Source organism: Rhizobium sp. BK377 (assembly GCF_014193935.1).
Classification (GTDB): domain Bacteria; phylum Pseudomonadota; class Alphaproteobacteria; order Rhizobiales; family Rhizobiaceae; genus Rhizobium.
This window is the reverse complement of record NZ_JACIAC010000004.1, coordinates 215,762-236,030: the sequence shown is the minus strand read 5'-3', so window position 1 is coordinate 236,030 and position 20,269 is coordinate 215,762. Positions and strand designations below refer to the sequence as shown.

The 20,269-nt window shown below is 61.2% G+C and carries 20 protein-coding genes; 9 read left to right on the top strand and 11 right to left on the bottom strand.

From position 1 onward, the window contains the following. Positions 1 to 155 precede the first annotated feature (155 nt). The gene (locus FHT92_RS18285) at positions 156 to 443 is read right to left on the bottom strand and encodes a hypothetical protein (protein WP_183747875.1); all 288 of its coding nucleotides are present in this window, start codon (positions 441 to 443) and stop codon (positions 156 to 158) included. Positions 444 to 729: 286 nt separating this feature from the next. Here FHT92_RS18285 and FHT92_RS18280 point away from each other — a divergent pair, with 286 nt between their 5' ends. From FHT92_RS18280 to FHT92_RS18270, 3 genes are all read left to right on the top strand, one after another. Next, on the top strand, positions 730 to 900 hold the full coding sequence (locus tag FHT92_RS18280) for a twin-arginine translocase TatA/TatE family subunit (RefSeq protein WP_183747872.1): 171 nt from the start codon (positions 730 to 732) through the stop codon (positions 898 to 900). Next, a complete protein-coding gene (locus FHT92_RS18275) occupies positions 884 to 1,348 on the top strand; it encodes a hypothetical protein (protein WP_183827987.1) in 465 nt (154 codons plus the stop codon). The genes FHT92_RS18280 and FHT92_RS18275 overlap by 17 nt, the downstream gene beginning before the upstream one ends. 339 nt (positions 1,349 to 1,687) lie before the next feature. Then, a complete protein-coding gene (locus FHT92_RS18270) occupies positions 1,688 to 2,251 on the top strand; it encodes a LysE family translocator (protein WP_183827984.1) in 564 nt (187 codons plus the stop codon). A gap of 163 nt (positions 2,252 to 2,414) precedes the next feature. Here FHT92_RS18270 and FHT92_RS18265 read toward each other — a convergent pair whose 3' ends face one another. Next, positions 2,415 to 2,864 (bottom strand): hemerythrin domain-containing protein, encoded by a 450-nt coding sequence (locus FHT92_RS18265; protein ID WP_183827981.1) that lies wholly within the window; start codon positions 2,862 to 2,864, stop codon positions 2,415 to 2,417. A gap of 182 nt (positions 2,865 to 3,046) precedes the next feature. On the opposite strand from FHT92_RS18265, the gene FHT92_RS18260 reads away from it, so the two are divergent. Beyond that, positions 3,047 to 3,478 carry a universal stress protein gene (locus tag FHT92_RS18260; protein WP_183827978.1) on the top strand — a complete coding sequence of 144 codons (432 nt, stop codon included), beginning with the start codon at positions 3,047 to 3,049 and terminating at the stop codon, positions 3,476 to 3,478. A gap of 120 nt (positions 3,479 to 3,598) precedes the next feature. Here FHT92_RS18260 and FHT92_RS18255 read toward each other — a convergent pair whose 3' ends face one another. Genes FHT92_RS18255 through FHT92_RS18245 form a run of 3 tightly spaced genes read right to left on the bottom strand, consistent with a single transcriptional unit; the run spans position 3,599 to position 8,467 of the window. Continuing rightward, positions 3,599 to 4,720: an ABC transporter permease gene (locus FHT92_RS18255; protein WP_183828503.1), complete on the bottom strand. Its 1,122-nt coding sequence runs from the start codon at positions 4,718 to 4,720 to the stop codon at positions 3,599 to 3,601. A 1-nt stretch (position 4,721) separates the two neighbouring features. Continuing rightward, the gene (gene rbbA / locus FHT92_RS18250) at positions 4,722 to 7,442 is read right to left on the bottom strand and encodes a ribosome-associated ATPase/putative transporter RbbA (protein WP_183827975.1); all 2,721 of its coding nucleotides are present in this window, start codon (positions 7,440 to 7,442) and stop codon (positions 4,722 to 4,724) included. Beyond that, positions 7,439 to 8,467 carry an HlyD family secretion protein gene (locus FHT92_RS18245; protein WP_183827973.1) on the bottom strand — a complete coding sequence of 343 codons (1,029 nt, stop codon included), beginning with the start codon at positions 8,465 to 8,467 and terminating at the stop codon, positions 7,439 to 7,441. The genes rbbA and FHT92_RS18245 overlap by 4 nt, the downstream gene beginning before the upstream one ends. A gap of 348 nt (positions 8,468 to 8,815) precedes the next feature. On the opposite strand from FHT92_RS18245, the gene adhP reads away from it, so the two are divergent. The 4 genes from adhP to FHT92_RS18225 all read left to right on the top strand — a co-directional run bounded on the left by adhP (position 8,816) and on the right by FHT92_RS18225 (position 12,719). Then, complete coding sequence (adhP, locus tag FHT92_RS18240) at positions 8,816 to 9,862, top strand: alcohol dehydrogenase AdhP (RefSeq protein WP_183828500.1); 1,047 nt, start codon at positions 8,816 to 8,818, stop codon at positions 9,860 to 9,862. Positions 9,863 to 10,130: 268 nt separating this feature from the next. Then, positions 10,131 to 11,057: a DnaJ C-terminal domain-containing protein gene (locus tag FHT92_RS18235; protein ID WP_183827971.1), complete on the top strand. Its 927-nt coding sequence runs from the start codon at positions 10,131 to 10,133 to the stop codon at positions 11,055 to 11,057. Between the two features lie 2 nt (positions 11,058 to 11,059). Further along, positions 11,060 to 11,392 (top strand): chaperone modulator CbpM, encoded by a 333-nt coding sequence (locus FHT92_RS18230; protein ID WP_183747844.1) that lies wholly within the window; start codon positions 11,060 to 11,062, stop codon positions 11,390 to 11,392. A 355-nt stretch (positions 11,393 to 11,747) separates the two neighbouring features. Further along, positions 11,748 to 12,719, top strand: a complete 972-nt coding sequence (locus tag FHT92_RS18225; RefSeq protein WP_183827968.1) for an ABC transporter ATP-binding protein — start codon at positions 11,748 to 11,750, stop codon at positions 12,717 to 12,719. A gap of 33 nt (positions 12,720 to 12,752) precedes the next feature. On the opposite strand, the gene FHT92_RS18220 is transcribed toward FHT92_RS18225, so the two are convergent. The 5 genes from FHT92_RS18220 to FHT92_RS18200 form a co-directional block, all read right to left on the bottom strand. Continuing rightward, positions 12,753 to 14,261 carry an acetyl-CoA hydrolase/transferase family protein gene (locus tag FHT92_RS18220; protein WP_183827965.1) on the bottom strand — a complete coding sequence of 503 codons (1,509 nt, stop codon included), beginning with the start codon at positions 14,259 to 14,261 and terminating at the stop codon, positions 12,753 to 12,755. Between the two features lie 13 nt (positions 14,262 to 14,274). Then, positions 14,275 to 15,099: a universal stress protein gene (locus FHT92_RS18215; protein WP_183827962.1), complete on the bottom strand. Its 825-nt coding sequence runs from the start codon at positions 15,097 to 15,099 to the stop codon at positions 14,275 to 14,277. Between the two features lie 187 nt (positions 15,100 to 15,286). Further along, positions 15,287 to 15,709 carry a host attachment protein gene (locus FHT92_RS18210; protein WP_246735507.1) on the bottom strand — a complete coding sequence of 141 codons (423 nt, stop codon included), beginning with the start codon at positions 15,707 to 15,709 and terminating at the stop codon, positions 15,287 to 15,289. 155 nt (positions 15,710 to 15,864) lie between these two features. Further along, entirely contained in the window at positions 15,865 to 17,127 is a 1,263-nt protein-coding gene (locus FHT92_RS18205; RefSeq protein WP_183827959.1) for an MgtC/SapB family protein, read from the bottom strand. A 29-nt stretch (positions 17,128 to 17,156) separates the two neighbouring features. Next, positions 17,157 to 17,306 carry an SPW repeat protein gene (locus FHT92_RS18200; RefSeq protein ID WP_183747813.1) on the bottom strand — a complete coding sequence of 50 codons (150 nt, stop codon included), beginning with the start codon at positions 17,304 to 17,306 and terminating at the stop codon, positions 17,157 to 17,159. A gap of 391 nt (positions 17,307 to 17,697) precedes the next feature. Between FHT92_RS18200 and FHT92_RS18195 the strand changes: the two genes are divergently transcribed. Continuing rightward, positions 17,698 to 18,681 carry a zinc-dependent alcohol dehydrogenase family protein gene (locus tag FHT92_RS18195; protein ID WP_183827956.1) on the top strand — a complete coding sequence of 328 codons (984 nt, stop codon included), beginning with the start codon at positions 17,698 to 17,700 and terminating at the stop codon, positions 18,679 to 18,681. Positions 18,682 to 18,813: 132 nt separating this feature from the next. Here the strand turns inward: FHT92_RS18195 and FHT92_RS18190 are convergent, their stop codons facing one another. Then, the gene (locus tag FHT92_RS18190) at positions 18,814 to 20,196 is read right to left on the bottom strand and encodes an MFS transporter (RefSeq protein WP_183827953.1); all 1,383 of its coding nucleotides are present in this window, start codon (positions 20,194 to 20,196) and stop codon (positions 18,814 to 18,816) included. Positions 20,197 to 20,269: the final 73 nt, after the last annotated feature.

Here is a 20,269-nt window from a genome sequence, read left to right as displayed (position 1 = left end):
AGTGCTAAATGCGGCCATGAGGCCGGCGGTCGCCCCTATTTCAAGCCCGGGATGGCCGCAGCCGGCGGTATTTCCGCAGCGGAAACGTCGAGCCTTGCGCCCGACTGGACGTACCTCCAAGCCGAGTTCGGCAATGTCACGGTTCAGCTTTTGTCCTAATGAAACGTGTCATGCGCTTCCTTCCACGCGGCGATATCGTCCTTCGATACGTGTATCGGGGAAAATGTCGACTGCGGCTGCAGAAGCATCTTCGATGCGGCGATTTCGCATATCGTGCCGACATGCTCCTGCAGCCGGGTTTCGTCTGCGCGCGGTGGATTGCTGATCTGGAGCAAGGCGTCGCGATCGATGATGACAACGCGCTGCGCACCTTCGTGCTCCATCAGCACGACGCCTGTTTCTCCGGAGGATTTCAGGAATGCGGTGATGAACCTCGGCAACATCCGGGCTCCCTCCTCTTTCGTCCATGATGGATCAGAGCATACCGGATAGCGTTTCGGCGTCTTTGACAGACATCAAAGAGAAAGAATGTCCCGCGCGAATACCGGGGAAAATGAACGGTCACGCAGGCGCGGCGGTCATGAGGGGTATCTATGTCCGCGAGTCGGCGTTCTCAACAGCGTGGCCCGTGATTGATCACCGATTTCAAAATCATCATTGCGTTTGCGCCAGATCAATCATGATCGAGCCGAAAACTCTAAGCTCGTCATATTGCAGGGAGTCATCGGAATGGGAAGCTTTAGTGCGTGGCATTGGCTGATCGTCCTCGCCATTGTCCTTATCCTGTTTGGACGCGGCAAGATCCCCGAACTGATGGGCGACGTCGCCCATGGGATCCGGGCCTTCAAGAAGGGCATCGACGACGAGAAGGACGGGAACGGCGATGCAGATCGGCCTTGATCCGGATCGAAGCATATTCGGTCACGCTGAACGTCCGGGAGAGCGCAAGGTGGCGTATTCGATCATCTCGGCCCGATTCGACGACGCGGAAAAATGCGGCCGCATCGATCTTCAAGTCGCTGACCAAACCCGGCACGTGATCGTCACCAGGCGATCGCTGTTGAGCGTTGCCTCACCCCCGCGGGCGAACGAGGCGCGGCTTTTCCAGTTTCTGCATAGCTTTTGCGAGATCGCCCTCGCCTATGGCAGATGCGATCCGAGGCGTGCGCAGGCCGTTGTCGTCACTGCAACCGAGGTAAGTTGCTGGCGCCGCGGCCATGCACGGTCAGAACCGCTGTGGACGTGGCAAGGTATCGGCGGCGCCTTCACCCCCTTTCCCTGCCGAACCGATCCCTCGGGCGAGCTACACGCTTCGGCAGAAACGCTCGAACGCTTCGCGGGTGCATAGTTTCCGAACATATTCCTCGTCCTGATGGGGCGTGAGATGGTGAAGCACGAGCTTGAGCAGCTCCCATTCGGTGGCACGGTTGCGATTGAACCACGATGCCTCTGCAATACCCTCATAAATGTCCAGGACGCGCCTGGCGGTGGCTGGATCGATATCTCTCAGGAGCATTTTGGCACGGGCCCGCTTTTCGAGGATGAGTTCACATAGCTATGTGATGCTAGAGCTTCGCTCGTCCTTGACAAATCTCAATCTGGCCGCAGCAATGCTTGAACTGATATAGATCAAGACCGTCTATCAGGATTCATGAGAAGGGTGGCAGACGATCGGGGACCGAATTTGATGAACCTGCCGACATTCGCTATCGCCGTCTTCTCGCTGCTGATCCTTCCAGGTCCCACCAATGCCGTTCTGGCCATGGCGTCGACAGCATTGACCGTCAGGCGGTTCCTGTCGCTCATCGCCGCGGTGGTGCTCGCCTATCTCGCAACTATCGGTCCGGTTTCGAGCATCGCCGCTCCGCTGCTCAATGACCATCCTGGCATCGCCAGCATCATCAAGCTGATCTCGGCAATCTGGGTTCTTTATCTTGCAATCAAGCTGTGGGCTCCTGCGCCTGCGGGTGGCCGGAACAGGCTCGGCAGCGTTCAGCTCTTCATCACCACGCTGCTCAATCCGAAAGCCATCATCATCGGCCTCACGCTGGTGCCCGCTGTCGAAGCCGGAATACCCGCAGCGATGGTGGCGTTCGTCTGCTGCGTGACGGTGACGTCGGCGATCTGGCTTGGCCTTGGCAGCCTGCTCGTTGGACGTCGTGCGCAAGTGCCGGCTCTTGCGCGCCATTGCGGTTGCGCGGTGCTGGTCGCATTCTCCGTGACACTGGCGATCAGCGCTCTTTGGACCTGAGAACTGTGAGGCGGTCGCGCTAGCGGTTCGGCTGACTTCCTCTAAGTCATGTATCGCGCTGGCCATTCTCGATACGGTCCAAGCGGCAAAGCTGCCGCCGCCTGCCCGCCAGCGCCTCGCCGTCGCGACCAGCCGGGAAACCGTGAACAAGCCAGGCCGCGTCTTAGGCTGCTTTCCGCCTCAAGAGGTTCAACAATTCGCTCTCGGCAGCGATATGGCGGCGCATTCGCTGCGCCAGGCTGCGCAGCGTATAGGCAATGGTTTCGGAGCGCAGCTCGCTACTGTTGCTTTGCAGATCGTGAAAGATGTTGACAAGGTTCTGTGTGGCGTCGCGATCATGCTGACGGTCCTTCCGCCGCCGCTCGATGGCGATCTCGGCCGCCGTTTCGCAGCCATAACAGCCAGCAATCGCCGGAAACAGAAACGCCTCTTCCAGTCCGTGAATACGATCGACGAGCGCGACAAGATTGGCACGGATGTTATCCGATACCTGCGCATCGATATGGCAGGGCAGGAAATCCGCAAGGGCTTGCATGACATCGCACCACGATGCCAGTTCGCGGTATTTCTCTTCGAGTTCGGCAAGCGGTGGCTGCGTCGCGATCATGTCCATATCGGGTCCCCTGGAAACGGCGACTGGAAATTAGACCCCGCTTGCCGCAGCCGCCTTGTCCTGCATCAAACTTGCCTGCATGAAATATGATGCAGGATCATTTCTTGACATCGGTCAATGTATGATCCCTGGAGAAGGCTAGAGTTGGCTGACCATCCGGCGGACAAAGGCAACGATCCGATATGTACCGAACGATAGTCTGCGCAATAGGCAACGGCCCGCGCGAAACGGCCGAGCGTATTCTGAACAAGGCAGCCGGCCTCCTCGACAAGGATGGCTCGATCTTCGTCATCCATGCCGTCGAAGCCATGCCACGCTACATGACCACGAGCCTACCGGACGCCTTTGAGACCGCCGCCATAAAGGATGCGGAGGAGAAGCTAACCCTGCTCTGTCGGCAGATGAATATCCCCGCCCTCATCGAGGTCCATGCCGGTAGCGCGGCCAGGGTGCTTTTGGCGGCGGCGCGGGAGAAGGAGGCCGACCTCATCATCCTGTCGACCCATGTGGCAGATATTACCGACTATATTTTCGGAGCCGTGGTCGATCGCGTGGTTCGTCACGCCAAATGCTCGGTCCTCGTCGATCGCAAGAAAGTCCAGGACATAAGCTGACCGCACGGTTGAGAAGTGGCGCACTGATCGCATTTCTGTCGTCCGTCTCCCTGTAGCTGACGCAAAGATACAGGCGGGAACGGGCAGCCTGCGCGCAAGGCACGGGCATCGCCATCGTCTCTACCGCGCATCCGCCAGCGCCCACCGGAACCTGATGAGCGCGCCGCAAAAAAACAGCACGCCGATTGCCGTGAGCGCCGCCACCTCCTGCCAGACCGCATCGAAGCCCGCGCCGCGGTAGAGGATCGCCTGCGACAGCGAGACGAAATGCGGCGCCGGCGAAACTACCATCGCATATTGCAGCCAGAGCGGCATGCTATCCATCGGCGTCGTACTGCCGGAAAGCAGGTTCATGCCAATCAGGATCGGCATCGAGATCAGCCCGAATTGCGCCATGGAGCTGGACGCCGTGGCGATCAGGATGCCGAGCGATGTGACGGAGAACTGGTAGAGCACCGCACAGAAGATGAAAAGCCAAAGCGAGCCGGCAATCGGCACCGAAAGCAGGCGTTCGACCACGACGACGAGCGACAACACCGCCGCCACGACGATCACAAGCCCATTCGCCCAGACCTTCGACATCATGATCTCCGCCGGCGTGACCGGCATGACGAGGAGATGCTCGATCGTGCCATGCTCCCGCTCGCGGACCAGCGCCGCACCCGTCAGAATGACCGAAAGCATCGTCACATTGTTAATGACCTGCATGACCGCCGTGAACCAGGTCGATTGCAGATTGGGATTGAATCGCGTGCTGACGACGAGATTGACTGGCAGCGCAACGGCGTTGTTCGGCAAGGCCGTCGCCATCTCCTGCAGGATAATGCTCTGAACATAAGAGGCTCCGTTGCCGGCCTGCGCCATGGCCGTCGCGTCGATATCGAGCTGCAGCGTTGGCCTGCGACCGGCAATCGCATCCTCCTCGAACTTGGGCGGGATCTCCAGCACGAAGACGAATCGACCGGCATCCATGGCCGTATCCACCTCTTCAGCGCTGATCAATACCGGCTCCTTGAAGAAGGGCTGAAGCATCGCATCCCGTAAACGCGTCGAGAGCATCGACCGGTCCTCGTCGACAATGGCGACCGAGGCGTTCGCGACTTCGAGCTTGGCACCGGTCGATACCGTATAGACGGCGATGGTGAAGGTGTAGACGATAAGGACCATCATCACAGGGTCGGCCTTCAGGCTATAGAGCTCCTTGATGCCGAGGCGGAAAATCCGATTGAGCTTGCCCCACATGTCAGGCACTCCGCTTTCTGAGTGCCACAAGGGCAGCTCCGACGAACACGACAGCAAAACCGGCAAGGGCGATGAGGTTGGGCCAAAGTTCGGCAAGGCCGAGACCTTTTGTGATGACGCCGACGCTCACAGGCTGATACCAGGCCGAGGGAAAGAGCAGCCCCATGAACCGCGCGCCCCCCGAGAGTGACGAGACCGGCACCAGCAGACCGGAAAAATTTACGGCCGGGACGACCGCAACAATTGCCGTCGCGAAGATCGCGGCCACCTGGCTGCGCACGAAGCTCGAAACGAAGAGACCAAAGGCCGTCGTCGCGAGAATATAGAGGATCGAACTCACGCCAAGCAAACCGATGGAGCCCTTGATCGGTACGTCAAAGACGAGGCGCATCATCAGCACCAGCATCAGGAAACTGACGAAGGCGATCGCCACATAGGGAAGCTGCTTGCCGAGCAGGAATTCAATTCGCGTGACCGGCGTCGCCTGGAAATTGGCAATGGAGCCGGTTTCCTTCTCCTTGACGATACCGAGCGCGGTCATAATGGCTGGGATCAATACGAGCATCAGCATGATCACGCTCGGCACGATCGCATTGGCGCTCTTGAAATCCTGATTATAGCGGAACCGGCTTTCGATATCGACGGGATAGGGCTGTTCGAAGCGTCCTGAGCGCCGCGCCGAGACATCAGCGAGATAGGAGGAGACGAGACCGGAAAGATAGCCGCGCGCGGTCTCGGCACGGAACGGCATCGCCCCGTCGATCCATGCGGAGACCTCCGGCGCCTCCTGCCGCATGAGGTCGCGGCCGAAATCGGGCGGAATCTCGATGGCCACCATCAGCTCGCCATCCTGCAGCCGATGCTGCAGCTCCCCCGCCGAGGCAATCGGCGGCCGCTCCTGGAAATAACGCGAGCTCTGCAGGCTCTCCACCAGCTGCCGGCTTTCTGAAGATTGATCTTGATCGTATATGGCGAAAGGCAAATGCTCGACATCGTAGGAGATGCCGTATCCGAACGTGAGCATCAGCAGGACCGGCCCCAGCAGAGCGAACACGAGCCGCGCCCGGTCGCGCAGGATTTCGATCGTCTCCCGTCGCGCATAGGCAAAGAGCCGGCGGGGATCGAAGAGCCGTGTGGGCAGCGCGGTCCCGCCGGCGAGCGCAGGGCTTCCGGCATCGGCGTCGGCGCCCTCACCCATACCCGCCTCCGTCAGCACGTCTATGAAAGTTTCCTCCAGCGTCGCCTTGCCCCGCTGCGCGCGCAGTTCGCCAGGGCTGCCGATCGCCAGCACCTTGCCGGCATGCATCAGCGAGATGCGGTCACAGCGCTCTGCCTCGTTCATGAAGTGCGTCGACAGGAAAATGGTAACGCCGTCGCGGCGCGACAGCGTTATCAGCGATCGCCAGAAGGCGTCGCGAGCCACCGGATCGACGCCGGACGTAGGCTCGTCGAGGATCAGCATTTCGGGCTTGTGGATGACGGCGGCCGCAAGCTGGAGACGCTGGCGAATGCCGAGCGGCAGGTCTTCCGGCCGCTGGTCGGCGAATTGTCCGAGATCATATTCGGCGAGCATCTCGCCGACGCGCCGGTCGATATCTGCAGCCGCCAAACCGAACAGACGCGCATGCAGCCTGAGGTTCTGGCGAACGGTCAGCTCACCGTAGAGGGAGAATGCCTGCGACATGTAGCCGACGCGCTTGCGGGTCTCGATGTCGCCGGCCTTCAGCGGCTGGCCGAAGAGCTTCGCAACGCCCTCGCTCGCCGGCAACAGTCCCGTCAGCATCTTCATCGTCGTGCTCTTGCCGCTGCCGTTGGAGCCGAGGAAACCGAAAATCTCGCCCTTCGCAATACGGAAGCTGACATGATCGACGGCGACGAAATCGCCGAAGCGGCACGTCAGACCTTCCGCCTCGATTGCCGGCGCTTCGTCGACGATCACACGCGGCGTGACGGTCAGCGGGCTGCCATTCAGCTTGCCGGTCTTCGGCATCAGTGCCGTGAAGGCCGCCTCCAGGGTCTGTTGCCGGGCCTGTTGCATGATATCGCCGGGGCTGCCGGTGGCGATCAGCTTGCCGGCGTGCAATGCGGCAAGCCAGTCGAAGCGTTCGGCCTCCTCCATATAGGCGGTGGCAACGATCACGCTCATCTGCGGCCGCCGCTCGCGAATGTGATCGACGAGCTGCCAGAACTGTCGCCGCGAGAGCGGATCGATGCCGGTCGTCGGCTCGTCGAGGATCAGCAGATCCGGATCATGGAGGAGCGAGGCACAGATGCCGAGCTTCTGCCTCATGCCACCCGAAAGTTTGCCAGCCGGCCGATCGCGAAAGGGCAGCAAGCCCGTCATTCGCAATAGTGCGTCCATGCGTTCACGCCGCTGCAGACCGTCCTGACCAAAAAGGCGGCCGAAGAAATCGAGGTTCTCCGCCACACTCAGCGTCGGGTAGAGATTGCGTCCGAGGCCCTGCGGCATGAAGGCAAGGCGGGCACGGGCGGCACGGCGATAGCGCCAATCGGCCATGTCGCCGCCAAGCACTTCGATATGCCCCTGCTGGATGCGAGTGATACCCGCCGCAAGGGCAAGCAACGTCGATTTGCCGACGCCGTCAGGGCCGATCAGTCCGGCCATGCAGCCGGCGGGAACAGCGAGCTCGACACCATCGAGCGCAGCAATCCGGCCGTAACGGTGCGTCACGGCCGCGAAGCGGACAGCCGGTTCGCTCATTGCGGCAGCTTCACTTGCAGCTCGGACGGCCAACCCGACTTGGGATCGGTGCGGACATAGCCAATGCCCCTGACACCGGTCTTGACGCGCGATTCATAATCCTTGAGCAGATCGGGGGCGATCTTCAGCTTCACGCGAAAGACCAGCTTTTCGCGCTCGTCCTGCGTCTCGACGGTCTTCGGCGTGAACTGTGCCTGCGAAGAGACGAAGGAGACCGTCGCCGGCACGACATATTGCGGCGCTGGATCGAGAATGATGCGCGCCTCGTCGCCGATTGCAAGGGTGCCGGCCGCACGGGCCGGCAGGAAGATCGTCATCGAAACGTCGGAGAGATCGAGTAGCGTGGCAACCGGTGCACCGGCGGCAACGACCTCGCCGGTCTGCGCAAGCTTGTACTCAATGCGGCCGCGGCGCGGCGCCTTCAGCACGGCGTCGTCGAGCAGAGTTTGAATGCGCACCGCTTCCGCCCGCGCCGCCTCGGTTGCCGCTTCCGCCTCGTCGCGGCTGGCCAGCGCTGCCCTTTGTGCGGCTTCGGCGACGCTCAGCTGGCTGCGGCGCAATTCGAGTTGCTGCATCGTGCCACTTCCCGTGTTGCTCATCGATTGTGCGCGCTCGTACTCCTGTCTGGCGAGCGTCAGCTCGCTTTGACGCTGGGCAATCGAGGCCTCAGCTTCGACCTGGCTCGTCTCGCTGCGGCGGACCTGGGCCTTGGCGCCGGCAAGTTGGGCATCGAGATCGGCTGTATCGATCCGGGCGATCGGCGCACCGACATCGACGATCTCGCCTTCTTCGACGAGCACCGCCGCAAGCCGACCGGCGAATTTCGTCGAAATCAGTACCTGCTGGGCTTCGATGCGACCGTTGGACATGGAGACATTATCCGGCAGCCGGTGGCCGATCATCCTGTCCCAGAGGGCTTCGAACCGAGCCGAAAAGACCGGTGGGCGATCCTGCGCAACACCGGGCTTACCGAGGCCAAGGAGCAAAGCGGCGGAAATCAGGACACAAAGCTGTTGCCTTCTCAATTGCGGAGCCTCCAATCGAACCCGTGCGGACGTTGCCGATACCGTCTTCTATTGGCGATCCCCTCCGCCATCCTTGACATATGTCATCTGCGGATATGGCAAGTAGTGCTGGTAACCGTGCCTGATCGAGGAATACCTGCCGGCAATTCGTCTCCATCATGCCGCCGTTCGGCCTGGCTGGCTGAAGAGTACGTTCTCATGGCCTGACTTCATCTCTGGAACCTCCCGCGGGGTGGCTTTGCCGACACAGATCCGGATGGCAGGCGCTGTGCTTTGCGATGGATCAATGCGGCAGCCGATGCCGCCTTCATCATCGCGCCGAACAATCATTGGGAAAGGATGAAGATCATGACGGGCAAGATGATGAAGGCGGCAGTGGTGCGTGAATTCGGCAAGCCACTTGCAATCGAATGCGTGCCGGTACCTGTCCCTGGGCCGGGTGAGATCCTGGTGAAGGTGGTCGCCTGCGGCGTCTGCCATACAGATCTGCACGCGGCCGACGGCGACTGGCCCGTCAAGCCGACGCCGCCCTTCATTCCCGGTCACGAAGCGGCCGGTATCGTTGCCGCCCTCGGCCCCGGCGTCACCGAATTCAAGGAGGGCGATGCCGTCGGCGTCGCTTGGCTCCACGACGCCTGCCTGCGCTGCGAATATTGCGAGACCGGCTGGGAAACGCTTTGCGAACATCAGCACAATTCCGGCTACAGCTGCGATGGCGGTTTTGCCGAATATGTCATCGCCTCGGCAGCATTTGCCGCACGCCTTCCCGATGATGTCAATTTCGCGCAGATCGCGCCAATCCTGTGCGCGGGCGTGACGACCTACAAGGGTCTGAGGGAAACCGAAGCCCGGCCCGGCGAATGGGTGGCGATCTCGGGTATCGGCGGCCTTGGCCATGTTGCGGTCCAATACGCCAAGGCGATGGGATTCAAGGTGGTCGCCCTTGACGTCGCCGCCGCCAAGCTCGACCTCGCCCGCGACGTCGGGGCCGACCTTGCGCTCAACGCGCTTTCCGAAGACGTGGTCGAGAAGGTATTGAAGGCGACGAGCGGCGGTGCGCATGGTGTGCTGGTCACCGCCGTCTCCCCGCCGGCTTTCTCGCAGGCGCTCTCCATGGTGCGGCGGAAGGGCACCGTCAGCCTTGTCGGGCTGCCGCCAGGCAACTTCCCGACACCCATCTTCGACATCGTGCTGAAGCGCATCACCGTGCGCGGCTCGATCGTCGGCACGCGCCGCGACCTCGACGAGGCGCTTGCCTTCGCCGCTGACGGCCGCGTCCGGGCCGAAGTCACCAAGGCGCCGCTCGACGATATCAACGATATCTTTGCCGGCCTGAAAGCGGGAACGGTCGAGGGCCGGATGGTGCTGGACATCGCCGGAGAGGCGTCGGCATGAGCAACAACCGCAGACACGCCGATTTGGCGGTGCTCCAAGCAATGGGCATCCCGGTCGTTAGCGCCGCAAGGCGCTATCTGCCCGATCCAAGGACGAGGAGAAACGGTGAGGACCGGGGCACCTGCCACTGAAAGCATTGGGGGGCCGCTTCTAAAAGAGTCGTACGCTCAAGCGTTTCCCCCTTATCCCCTCCCCGACATCGGATCCACAACCTATATCAAAGCGGATTCCAGTCCGCAGTATTCGCTGCCCTTACACGGAGACATGTATGAGCCAAGATCCATACGAGCTTCTGGGCGTGAAACGGGATGCCACCCAGAAGGACATCCAGGGGGCGTTCCGCAAGCTTGCCAAGAAGCTCCACCCCGACCTGAACCCCGGCGACAAAAAGGCCGAGGCAAAGTTCAAGGAGATTTCTGCCGCCTATGAAATCTTAAGCGACGAAGACAAGCGTGGCCGCTTCGATCGCGGCGAGATCGACATCACGGGAGCCGAACAGGCGCCCCGCAGCTATTATCGCGACTATGCCTCCGCGAGCGGGCCGGGTAGCGCCTATCACAATGGCGCCGGCTTTGCCGATTTTGGAGACGCCGACGATCTCTTCGCAAGCTTCTTCTCCCGCCGCGCTGGCGGCGATCGCGCCGGTGGCCAGTTCCGCGCGAAGGGCGAGGACCGGCGTTTTTCGATGGAAGTGGATTTCCTCGACGCCGTGAACGGCACGCAGACCCAGGTGAAGCTGCCCGACGGGCCGGCACTCGACGTCAAGATCCCGCCCGGCACGCGCGACGGCCAGACGCTGCGCCTGCGTGGCAAGGGAGAGCCGGGCTTCGGCGGCGGGCCGGCCGGCGACGCGCTGATCGAGGTTCGTGTGCGCCCGCACCGTTTCTTCACCCGCGACGGCGACGACATCCGCCTGGATCTGCCCGTGACCTTGAGCGAAGCGGTCCTCGGCGGAAAGGTGCGCGTGCCGACACCCTCTGGACCGGTCAACCTGACGCTGCCGGCAAATTCCAGCAGCGGCAAGGTCCTGCGCCTCAAGGGCAAGGGCGTCGCCAAGCGCGGGGGTGAATCCGGCGACGTCTATGTGACGCTGAAGATCATGCTGCCCGAGCAGCCGGACGAACAGCTGACCGCCTTCGCCAGGGAATGGGCAGCAGCCGACACGCAGGATCCGAGAAAGAACATGGAGGCCTGACCATGGACGATCGCGAATTCCGTCTCTACCTCAAAATCGACGTGACCGAACTCGATCTGTGGGTCGAGCAGGGCTGGCTGGCCCCCGAAGTTTCCGAGGGCCGGCGTCGGTTCCGGGATGCCGATCTCGCTCGCGCTCGCCTGATCCTCGACCTCACCCGTCAAATGGGCGTCAACGATGCAGGTGTGGACGTCGTCATGGAGCTCATCGATCAACTCCACGGCATGCGTGGCGCAATGCGTAGACTTGTCGTCGCCATCAATCGGCAGGAGGCCGAGATCCAGCAACGCCTCCTCGGTACGCTCGAAGAACTCGACGACAGCGGCCGCTGGTAGCTTCGTTTCGAAGTTTGACGGCGATCAAGGCCGGATTTTGCGCGGCATGGAGAATGGCGGGACGGGCAAGCCGGCCCGTCTGTTCTGGGGAGCAGGCTCTCTCCCTCCTGCCGGGAAATTTCGTTGCGCAGACTTCTGTTGATTATCCTCATTCTCATGATCGCCAGCGTATTCAGCATCCTCTGGATCAAGCCGCGGGCTGACAGCGCACGCCCTGCCGTCCATCAAAACTCGGTGATCCAATAGCAGCCTATCCCTCGAATTTGACGCCGATCAAGGCGCGAGACGTCAAAACCGCGCAACCAAGATCAGTGGCTATGCTCTATTCTATCCCCGCAGCAGAGGGCGAAGGAAGATGCCGAAAAACCTGTTCGGTTTCGTACTCCTCATGGGTCGCCGCCATCAGATCGCGATCGCTGCTCTTTCCATCCTCCTCTTTCTTGCCGGCACAGCGCCCCTGGAGGTCCAGAGGCGCTTCATCAATGCGGTGACGGAGGGCGCGGCTTATCCGGCCATCCTCCTCCTCGTCCTCGCCTATCTTGGCCTCGTGGTGCTGGAGGGACTGACCAAGCTGATGCTGAACCTCTATCGCGGCTGGATCGGAGAAGTCGCGATCCGCTGGCTGCGCATGTCGGTGCTCGCTGTCTCGGAACACTCACGGGAGGCGCCGATCGATGCTTTCGCCGAAGGCGTGCAGCTCTCGATCGTGCTCGCCGAAGCCGAGCCCGTCGGCGGCTTCGTCGGCACCAGCATCTCCGAGCCGCTGCTGCAGGCCGGCATCCTCGTTGCCGTCGGCGGCTATATGATTTTCCTCCAGCCGCTGATGGCGTTTGCCGTCGCCGTCGTTTTTTTCCCGCAGATGGGCTTCGTTCCCCTGATGCAATCGGCCATCAACCGCCGGGTGGCAAGCAAGATCACTATCATGCGTCACGTCGGCGAAGGCATGGTCGAGCACGTGGTCACCAGCGAGGCGTTGAACGCTCAGAGCGACCGCGTCCAGACGCTGTTTTCGACCAATATGAGCATCTACAGGATCAAGTTCACGATGAACTTCCTGATGAACCTGATGACGCAGCTTGGATATGCCGGCATCTTTGCGCTCGGCGGATACTATGTCGTCACCGGCAAGACCGAGATCGGTACCGTCGTCGCCTTCATCTCCGGCCTTTCCAAGATAACCGACCCGTGGGGCGCACTGGTCGATTGGTACCGTGACCTAAAGGTTACGCAGGTCAAATATGCCATGATCCGCGATGCGAGCGTCGATGCCGCTGCCTTGCAGGATACCAGCCCGTTGCAAAGGCAAGAGCCCGCACTGGTACCGTGAGGGCTAGCGCCGCTTCGTGCCTTCGCGGAGTCGTCAGGTCGCAACAGGTGACGACGCAAGCATCTTTCCCGTGCGGCGCAGATTGTCGTGCCAGCCAAGCGCTTCTTCGATCAGATGCGGTGTTTGGCCGCCGCGCAGCAGCGCCCGTTTGTAATAATCCGCCAGCGCCTCGCGATATCTCGGATGCGCGCAGTTATCGATGATGACTTTCGCCCGTTCCCGCGGCGCCAGGCCGCGCAGATCGGCAAGGCCGATCTCCGTCACGAGAATATCGACGTCGTGCTCGGTATGATCGACATGGCTGACCATCGGCACGACGCGTGAAATCGCGCCGTTCTTGGCGAGCGACTTCGTCACGAAAATCGACATATAGGCGTTGCGGGCGAAATCGCCGGAACCGCCGATACCGTTCATCATATGCGTCCCGCCGACATGGGTCGAGTTGACGTTGCCGTAGATGTCAAGTTCCAGCGCCGTATTGATGGCGATGATGCCGAGGCGGCGGATGACTTCGGGGTGGTTGCTGATCTCCTGCGGGCGCAAAACCAGTCGCCGCTTATAGCGCTCGATTGCCGAAAGCACCCGCAGATGCTTCTCCGTCGAGAGCGTCATCGAGGACCCGGAGGCGAAATTCAGCTTGCCGGCATCCATCAGATCGAAGGTCGAATCCTGCAGCACTTCGGAATACATGGTGAGATCGTGGAAGGGCGTTTCGCCAAACCCCTGAAGCACTGCGTTGGCGATCGTGCCGATGCCTGCCTGCAGCGGCAACAGGCGCTCCGTCAGCCTTCCATGCCGCACCTCGTTGAGCAGGAATTCGGTGAGATGGCCGGCAATCGCGTTCGTCTCCGCGTCCGGCGGTTCTACCGTAGAGGCGCTGTCGCTGCTCTCAGTAAGGACGATCGCCGCGATCTTTTCCGACGGGATCGGAATGAAGGGGACGCCGATGCGGCTGTCGGGTGCCACGACCGGGATCGCCTCGCGGCTTGGCCGTTTCGTCGGGATATAGATATCGTGCAGGCCTTCCAGCGCTTCGGGCTGCGACAGGTTGACCTCGACGATGACCTTTGGCGCCAGGATGGCAAAACTCGCCGAATTGCCGACGGAGGTGGTCGGCACGATGGCGCCCTCCTCGGTGATCGCGGTCGCCTCGATGACCGCAACATCAACCGGCGCCAACTGGCCGCTTCGCAGGAATTCGACCGTTTCCGACAGGTGCTGGTCGATGAACATCACCTCGCCGTCATTGATCGCCTTGCGCATGCCTGGATCGGATTGGAAAGGCATACGGCGGGCAATGGCATGGGCTTCGACAAGCGTCCTGTCGAGATTGTTGCCGAGCGATGCGCCGGTCATCAGCGTAATCTTTAGCGGATCCCGCTTTGCCTTTTCCGCCAGAGCCAGCGGCACGGCCTTGGCCTCGCCGGCGCGCGTAAAGCCGCTCATGCCGACGGTCATGCCATCTGTGATCAGCCTGGCGGCCTCGTCGGCACTGACGATGCGATCCCAGAGCTTCTTGCTCCGGAGACGATTTTCGAACATGGCGGATAGATCCTCAATGCGATAACAGAACAGGCAGCGTGATATTGGCCAGCACGGCCTCGGTCGCGCCGCCAAGCACGAATTCGCGCAAGCGCGAGTGGCCGAAGCCGCCCATGACGAGCAGATCGGCCCGCAGCTCGAAAGCCTTGGCCTGCAGGGTTTCACCGATCGGCGTGCTGCCTGCATGCGCCCGCGCCGTCTCCGCCGTCACCCCGCTCTTGAGCAGGTTCTCGACGAGATGGTCGCCAGTCTCGTGCCCGAACGGTTTCTCGTCGGTGACCGACAGCAGCCAGATCTTGCTAGCTCGCTCCAGGAAGGGCGAGGCGTCATGGGCGGCGCGCGCTGCAGCCCTGCTGCCGTCCCAGGCGATGGCGACGTGATCCATCCGTCCGCTGAACGGCGCGGCGGGATAAAGAACGAGCGGCCGGCCGGAGGCAAACAGCACCGCCTCAACGATCGGGCGGGAGATTCCGGCAGATTCCAGAAGCACGAGATCATAGGCACGCGATGCTTCAGCAAGCGTTTCAGCGACGAAAGGCTCGCCCGTCTTGATCTCGCGCACGCGCAGATCGACGGAGGCGGCTTTCGCCTGATCGCGTGCTTTCTGGATCAGCATCGAGGCGCGCTTGCGGCTCAAAGCCTCGGCGTCCCGCGCCATCTTCGCAGCATCGATGATCAGTGACGACAGCGCATTGGAAACATCGGGAATCGTAATTTCCACCGCGCAGACGGTGAGCGTCGCCTGCATATGGTGGGCAAGTGCCACGGCATTGGCGATTATGAATTCGGACGTCATATCCGGATAGGTGAGGAGCGGAAGAAAGAAGTGTTGTTTCATTGGGGACTCCGAACGGAACGTAGGCGAGACCAGATCTTCATCACTCTCGCATTCGTTCGAAGTGCCGCATTGACATGTCTCAATTCTGAAGGGGCAGCGCGATCTGGAGCGGAGCCCGGAAGAGGCTAATCCTTGGCCAACGGCGTTTCGGAAACTCAACCTCAGACCCTTGTGACCTCCTCCACTGTCAGACGCGCGTGAGCGCCGCCTCGATTTCGCCGAGCGCAAGCCCGGTCATATCTTTGGCGACCTCCGCAATCAATCGCTCCTCCAGGGCAGGATGGAAATGACGACGCAGTTCTCCGAGCGAACGTGGATCGGCAATCACCATCAGCTGCCGGACGTGACCTTGGAGAACTTCTTTGTTGAGGTAGCTCGCGGCGGCGGCCACGAAATCATCTTCCTCCATCCGCCGGCTATCCGGATTGGCCAGGCTGCTGCGATGACGCGTACCAGAGCCTGCATTGGCGGGCTCAAGCGCGGGCTCTGCCAGCGGGGCCAGATCGATATGCGGCTCATGTCCCTTGTTTTGAAAAAGCTGCAGCCTTTTGCCGTCAACGACAGCAATTGCGGCACCATTTGGCACGATCATGTTTTTCTCCGCTTCCATATTCTATGAGGCTCGAGCCACCGCGACCGGCATGGGCTTCAATGGCTGCTGAATTCAGGCGGATTTGAAAATGCGCGAGCTCACCGGATTGGCTTTGATATGCATCAATCTCGTGAAGATTGGGGGTTGCCGGACGAAACGTTCATCGCAAGCTCTTATGTCAGAAGAAAACCCGCAAGTCCGGCAAGAGCCGCGGCAAGAGTTGCGATCGCCAGGCGGACTGCGTAAGCGAAGCTTCCCATGACTGCCGCAAGAACGGCTTTCGCGAGAAGATTGGCGAAAGCCGCGACTGCTATGGCACGAGCGCCCCCATCGGCAGAGAGCTGGGTCGGCGTGAGTTTTGCAACCGAAAGCGTTATCGCGTCGAGGTCGCCCAAACCCGTCACGAAAGCAAGGACCGGCAGCGAGTTTGTTCCGAAGACGATCAGAGTTACCCGCGTCAGGATCGTCACCACGGCAAGAACGAGGGCAAAGCGCAGAGCGACCATGACCTCGAGCGGGTTTCGCGGTGTGAAGTCGGGACTGTCCTCTGAACGACGCAAGGCTCCGGCAAAGCCGCCACCGATAATGAAGACTGCAGCCGCTGGAGCAAGAAATGGCGCAAGCTCCCATAGAACCGCAGGCGCAACCACGCCGCAGATCAGGAGCACCCTTGTCAGGGATACCGCTCCCGCCAGCATCGCTCCGGCAGCAAGCAGCGGCGAGAGGGCAGGCAGCTGGATCGACTGGCGGGCAAAGGAAAGCGTTAACGCCGTCGAGGACACGATGCCGCCGCTTGCACCGGTCATCAGGATCCCGGCGCGTGCGCCGCTGATCCTGATCAGGATGTAACCGAAAAAAGAGACCGCACCCACAAGGATCGTCATGACCCAGAGGTCGAAGAGATTGATCGTCTGCCAGGGATCGATCGGCTCGTCGGGCAGGATGGGCAGGATGACGACCGTCATCGTCAGCAGGATCAAGGCGGCCCGGAGTTCGAGCCAGGTCAGCCGCCGCAGAAACCCATGCAACGGTTCGCGCGCCGCAAGGAGCGCCGTCATTGCAACGGCACTCGCTGCAGTCGCCGTCATGTCGGCAACGACGGCGCTGAAACCAAGCACGAAAACGGAAATCGCCGCAATGGCGGCGGTCGCGCTGTAATGCTCCTCGCGCGCTGCCTGCATGGAGCTGAAAACCAGGATTGCGATGCAAAAGAACACAAAGACAGCCGTCGGCAGGATCGGTCCGGTCGTGGGCTGAAGGAAACCGCAGAGGCCGCCAAGGAAACTCGAAAGACCGTAGGTGCGGATGCCTGCGACCCTTTCACCGGGTGCCGCCTCCCGCTCCTGCCAGCCGCGCTCGATGCCAACGAGGACGCCGATCGCAAGCGCCAGACTGAGGCGCTGAAATGCTTCCGTTGTCATCAGTGCTGTCATCATTGGTTGGTCCCGTTGCCGTCGGCCGTTCCTCAGCGGCGCTTCGACGGCTGGGTGCCGCACAACACCGATATGCCGAGAACGACGAGACGAATGCCGCAGATCAGTGCATTCCAAACAAAGGCTGGCAGATCGACGTCATGGAGCATCGGTGGCGAAGCGATGAGCCAGATATCGATCACGAGGTTAGCTCATTCCTGCCATAGGCGGTAGGATATGCGCGCAACCGCGCCCAGGATGAAGGCGGCAACTCTACAGACAAGGACATTTCGCGGCCGCCGCCCCGAGAGGAATGGAGTGCGGGCTGCAGTGTCCGAGTTGCCCAGGTGGGCGATGAGCATAATCCACGATAAGGTGACGTGTCTTGCGGCGACGACGGTCCATCTCTCGGTCTCCTGCTTCTGCAAAACCAATCACGACGCAGATTTTCGCGCATTGCGCTCGATCAAAATTTCGCCTGAGAGAGAAATTCCGTAAGAGCGAAGGAACAAGGGCCGAGCCGTCTTTGATACCGGTCAAAGCCGGTTTGCCGCGATTTCGGGATCATGGCATGATGAAGATGAGGAGCAGGTCATGAAGGCTATGATCCTGGAAGCAGTCGGGATGCCTCTGCGGCCGGTCGACCGGCCGGATCCCGTGCCCGGAACAGGACAATTGATGCTGCGGGTCGAAGCCTGCGCCGTGTGCAGGACCGATCTTCATGTCTGCGACGGCGATCTCCCCAACCCGAAGCTGCCGCTTGTTCCTGGTCATGAGATCGTTGGCATCGTCGAGGCTGTCGGGGAAGGAATAGCTGCCTCGCGCTTGGGGCAAAGGGTCGGCGTGCCCTGGCTCGGCCATACATGCGGCTGCTGCTCGTTTTGCAGGAGCGGAGAGGAAAATCTTTGCGATGAGCCGCAGTTTACCGGCTACACGCGCGACGGAGGCTTTGCCACCCATGTCGTTGCGGATGCCGACTATGCCTTTGTGCTCGACAGTGCGGCCGATCCCGTTGCCCTTGCTCCGCTCCTCTGCGCCGGCCTGATCGGCTGGCGTTCACTGAAGAAGGCCGGCGATGGCAAAAAGATCGGGCTCTACGGGTTCGGCGCTGCCGCGCATATCATTGCGCAGATCTGCCGCTGGCAGGGCCGCGACGTCTTTGCGTTCTCGCGCCCCGGCGATGAAACAGCGCGACGCTTCGCACTCGGCCTCGGCGCCGTCTGGGCGGGAGGTTCGGATGAGCCGCCGCCTGTCATGCTCGATGCGGCGATCATCTTCGCACCGGTCGGCGAACTCGTGCCGGCGGCGTTGAAGGCAGTGCGAAAGGGAGGCAGGGTCGTCTGCGGCGGTATCCACATGAGCGATCTGCCTGCAATGCCCTATCCCTTGATCTGGGGCGAGCGAAGCGTGGTTTCGGTTGCCAATCTGACGCGGAAAGACGCCGAGGAATTCTTCCCCGTTGCCCTCCAGGCAGGCGTCCATACCCGTACGAAAACCTATCGGCTTGCAGATGCCAATGCAGCACTTGACGATCTGCGGGCCGGACGCCTGAGCGGAGCGGCTGTCCTGATACCTTGAAGGGCATTTCGATCGCTACATAATCCGAGTTCGCTCGATGCGTTCAGACCTGAGACTGGCAAAGAACTGCAGCGAAGAGACGTCGCGTCGTGTCGAGAGTTCGGCCGGTTGCGTGAACGCGGACGGTGGATATTACGGGGACAATTCCTCCAGAACGCGCCCCTTGGTTTCGACCGCAAAGAGTGCCGTCACCAGGGCGCCGACCAGCAGGATTGCTGCGAAGGCGCCGAAGACATACTGGATGCCCATCGATGACATGACCCAACCGACCGCGATAGGACCGGCAGAGGACCCGAGACGCAGCCAGGCGCTGCCCGTACCTGTGCCAATGGCACGAAGGCGGGTCGGATAGATCTCCGCCGAATAGAGGTAGAGCGAGAAGGTTACGGTCTGGACGATGGCGTAGGCGAGACCGGCGAGGATGAGAACCTGGATTGCCGACGTCGCACCCAGCCAGGCGAGGATGACGAGCGGGATCGGCGCGATCAAAAGGGCGCCTGTATACCAGCGTTTGCGGCCGACTTTGTCGATGAGCAGGGCGCAGATAACGGCTGCAATCACGCCACCGACCGAGGTGACGAAGCCGTAGAAAATACTGGTTTCAAGCGGCAGGTTGAACGTCTGGCGATAGAGTGTCGGAAGCCAGGTGATTGTGCCATTGGCGACCATATAGGCGCAGAACCACATGGCCCAGATCGACAGCGTGCGCTTCAGGTAAATGCCCTGGAACAGTTCGCGCCAGTCGGATATGCGGCGGATAGGAGCGGCTATGACTTTCAGCTCCGGCAGTTCCTTGCCGCCGGCACGAGCGCTGTTCTCCAATCTGGTGACAATACGGTCTGCTTCCTCATAACGGCCGTTGGCGACTAGCCAGCGGGGTGATTCTTGGAGGAACCAGCGGAGCGGGATCATGAGGATCGCAGGGACCAGGCCGACGACAAACATCGCCTTCCAGCCGTAGACTGGGACCATGAAGTAGCCGATCAGGCCCGCGCCGACGAGCCCGAGCAGGAACATGACCTCATACAAGAGGAAAAAGCGGCCGCGCCCCTTCGAGCCGATCAGTTCGTTAATGTAGGCACTCGCGACCGGAACTTCGCCGCCGGTCCCGATGCCTTGAACGAAGCGAAATGCCATCATCATGCCGGCGCCGGCTGCAAAGAGGCATGCGATGTCCATGCTGACGAATAGCAGGATCGTAAACAGCAGCACTTTCAGACGGCCGATCCGCTCAGCGAGCCAGCCAAAGCAGACCGCGCCGATCAATTGTCCGAGGTAACCCATCGACAGGATCATTCCCGTCTGCCCTGGGCTCAAACCCCATTCGCGGACAAGAACCGGCATGGCATAGGCGATGGCGATGACGGTGTAGCCGTCGAAGAATGTCGCCGCACCGACGATGTTTCTGGCCCAGAAGACCTCCCGGGTCACCGGCAACCGTTCAAGTCTGGCGCTGATTTCAGCCTGCGGATCCACAACCGGTGACGGTCCGGCTATTCGCTGCTCCATATTCATGTTTTTCCTCCCTGCGCCCGGCCCTCTCCCGGCCTGGCTTTTAACCTACACGTTGGATGGCTCACTTCGGGAT

Bases quoted from the DNA above. Each gene is read 5' to 3' on its own strand.
- FHT92_RS18285 (WP_183747875.1), bottom strand. From the start codon at position 443: ATGTTGCCGAGGTTCATCACCGCATTCCTGAAATCCTCCGGAGAAACA.
- FHT92_RS18280 (WP_183747872.1), top strand. From the start codon at position 730: ATGGGAAGCTTTAGTGCGTGGCATTGGCTGATCGTCCTCGCCATTGTC.
- FHT92_RS18275 (WP_183827987.1), top strand. From the start codon at position 884: ATGCAGATCGGCCTTGATCCGGATCGAAGCATATTCGGTCACGCTGAA.
- FHT92_RS18270 (WP_183827984.1), top strand. From the start codon at position 1,688: ATGAACCTGCCGACATTCGCTATCGCCGTCTTCTCGCTGCTGATCCTT.
- FHT92_RS18265 (WP_183827981.1), bottom strand. From the start codon at position 2,864: ATGGACATGATCGCGACGCAGCCACCGCTTGCCGAACTCGAAGAGAAA.
- FHT92_RS18260 (WP_183827978.1), top strand. From the start codon at position 3,047: ATGTACCGAACGATAGTCTGCGCAATAGGCAACGGCCCGCGCGAAACG.
- FHT92_RS18255 (WP_183828503.1), bottom strand. From the start codon at position 4,720: ATGTGGGGCAAGCTCAATCGGATTTTCCGCCTCGGCATCAAGGAGCTC.
- rbbA (WP_183827975.1), bottom strand. From the start codon at position 7,442: ATGAGCGAACCGGCTGTCCGCTTCGCGGCCGTGACGCACCGTTACGGC.
- adhP (WP_183828500.1), top strand. From the start codon at position 8,816: ATGACGGGCAAGATGATGAAGGCGGCAGTGGTGCGTGAATTCGGCAAG.
- FHT92_RS18235 (WP_183827971.1), top strand. From the start codon at position 10,131: ATGAGCCAAGATCCATACGAGCTTCTGGGCGTGAAACGGGATGCCACC.
- FHT92_RS18230 (WP_183747844.1), top strand. From the start codon at position 11,060: ATGGACGATCGCGAATTCCGTCTCTACCTCAAAATCGACGTGACCGAA.
- FHT92_RS18225 (WP_183827968.1), top strand. From the start codon at position 11,748: ATGCCGAAAAACCTGTTCGGTTTCGTACTCCTCATGGGTCGCCGCCAT.
- FHT92_RS18220 (WP_183827965.1), bottom strand. From the start codon at position 14,261: ATGTTCGAAAATCGTCTCCGGAGCAAGAAGCTCTGGGATCGCATCGTC.
- FHT92_RS18215 (WP_183827962.1), bottom strand. From the start codon at position 15,099: ATGAAACAACACTTCTTTCTTCCGCTCCTCACCTATCCGGATATGACG.
- FHT92_RS18210 (WP_246735507.1), bottom strand. From the start codon at position 15,709: ATGGAAGCGGAGAAAAACATGATCGTGCCAAATGGTGCCGCAATTGCT.
- FHT92_RS18205 (WP_183827959.1), bottom strand. From the start codon at position 17,127: ATGATGACAGCACTGATGACAACGGAAGCATTTCAGCGCCTCAGTCTG.
- FHT92_RS18195 (WP_183827956.1), top strand. From the start codon at position 17,698: ATGAAGGCTATGATCCTGGAAGCAGTCGGGATGCCTCTGCGGCCGGTC.
- FHT92_RS18190 (WP_183827953.1), bottom strand. From the start codon at position 20,196: ATGAATATGGAGCAGCGAATAGCCGGACCGTCACCGGTTGTGGATCCG.